Origin of the sequence: Pyrobaculum sp., assembly GCF_049971835.1 — an archaeon.
Classification (GTDB): Archaea; Thermoproteota; Thermoprotei; order Thermoproteales; family Thermoproteaceae; genus Pyrobaculum.
In genome coordinates, this window is sequence record NZ_JBMFKV010000309.1 from 1 (window position 1) to 1,847 (window position 1,847).

The following is a 1,847-nucleotide window of genomic DNA, read 5'->3' on the forward strand; positions in this document are numbered from 1 at the left end:
CGCCACGCTCCCCGACTACACTTCTCACTACTTCTTGGCGGGCCGTGATACTTCTCCGTGTATGGCGTCGGTAGAAGACGCGTCTCTCGACGCCAGTGGCGTGCCATACAAAAGGGTATACAATATCGTTTTGCGATACTGTGAGACCTATTCTTCCACGTACGGGTTCTTCCTCGCACGGAACGTCATGCTGGGCGGGCTCTTCGGCCTCGACGGATACATAGGGGCCTACCACGCCCACAAGTCAACAAGCGCCAACGTCGACGTCGCCATCGCACCACCTACGTGCTTCGACACCACTAGCGCGTGTCCCTCGTACATAAGGCTGAACATATCGATGTCCACCTTGGGGATAACCAACGGCGGCGTCGGGAGGTGGAGCGGCCTCCTTCTGGCGACGGACCCCCCGTCGTACAGCTTCAGGCCCGCGAACCCCTCGGTGGCCTACGCGTCCGTCAGCCAGCTGAGGACAGCAAGAGTAAACATACTGTTCGGATACGACGACTACGTGTCTGATACATATGCTCAGTGGGCGGCCACGAGGAAGGACATGGTGTACGTGGTTGGCTCCGCCACGCCGCCGCCAGAGATAGGCGTCGCGTGGAGCAGGCAACTCTCGCAGTACGAGGTGCTAGTCGCAACGTGGGACGGGGAGTGGAGGCTGTGGGTGAGGGGGAAGGACAAGGGGCTAGTCGTGCCACTCGGGAGGAACACCAGGGTGGCGTCGTCTTCGCCACTCCAGCGGGCAAACCCGTCTACATACGACCGCGCTGGGAGGGCCCTCCCCGCCGGGAGGGAGGCGGTCGAGCTCATAGTCGAGACGGAGCACCCGAACCTCTACACAAAGACGAAGAGGTGGAGGGCGGTCGTGGCCATAGCCGACGACGGGTCTGTGTGGGCCGCCCTCGGCGACACGGCGTGGGACGGGGACAAGATAGGCTACCTCTTCGCCTACCTGCCCCACGACAGCTGAGGGCCAGCCCTGGGGCCGCGAGGGGCTGGCAGGCCACGGGCGCCACAGGTGGCGCCAGGAGGCCCGACTGCTCCGGGCGGTTGGCCCTGGTCCCTGACCACTTTTTAAAACTGGGCTGACACACATACGTGTCTAGGAGGTTTGCGACAGAGGCTGGCTACTGGGAGGTCGGGACTAGATACGCCGACAACGCCTACGAGATGGAGGTAGCCAGCTTCCACCAGCCAGTCTCGATACCGGTCACGTTCTACATCGACATGGAGTGGTTCCAGAGGTTCGGCAAGCCCGTCTGTATCACGGTGGGGCTCAATACGCTAATCGTGCTACGTGTCAGGTACGGGGGAGACCTCATAGAGACGCCGTGGGCGATGGAGTTCAGAGACAGGAAGTTCGAAGAGCTCGGCAGGCCGTTGCAACAGTCGGTGATCTCTATCGACAACAGGCAGTTCTACGCGCTAAAGGCCGCCGTGGCTGTGTCCGCCACGGAGCTGGTAGACCAAAACGTAATTAGGGGCCGCATGAGGGCCTACGGGGCGGAGTCGTGGGAGTTCAGGGAGGTGAACATACTCCTGACCTGGGTGGACTGCGAAAGCAAGAAACCGCTGAACGGAGACGCGAGGGTGGCAGTTAGGCTCAAAGCCGTGCCAGGGGGTGGCGGGGGCCAGCCAGGGGGCGGCAGTACCCCGCCAGGGGGCGGTAGTGGCCAGCCGAGAAACGAAATCACCCCCCCGCAAGGGGGTATAAGTATCAACGTGACCCCCCAGTCTGGTAGTTTCTATGTCTCTACCCTGCCTGGCGGCGTCTTCACCGTGGGTGTCTCCGCGAGCGGGGGAGAGCCCGAGCTGTCCTTCGCCATCGGGGTGGGGCTGTCGGA

At 62.5% G+C, this 1,847-nt stretch carries 1 protein-coding gene and 1 pseudogene; both read left to right on the forward strand.

Annotation, left to right across the window (positions count from 1 at the left end):
• Positions 1 to 973, forward strand: a 973-nt coding sequence (locus ACP5J3_RS14040) for a hypothetical protein (protein ID WP_428496250.1), incomplete at its 5' end; no start/stop codon positions are given.
• Between the two features lie 128 nt (positions 974 to 1,101).
• Positions 1,102 to 1,847 (forward strand): annotated as a pseudogene (locus tag ACP5J3_RS14045) (hypothetical protein); the annotation flags it as partial.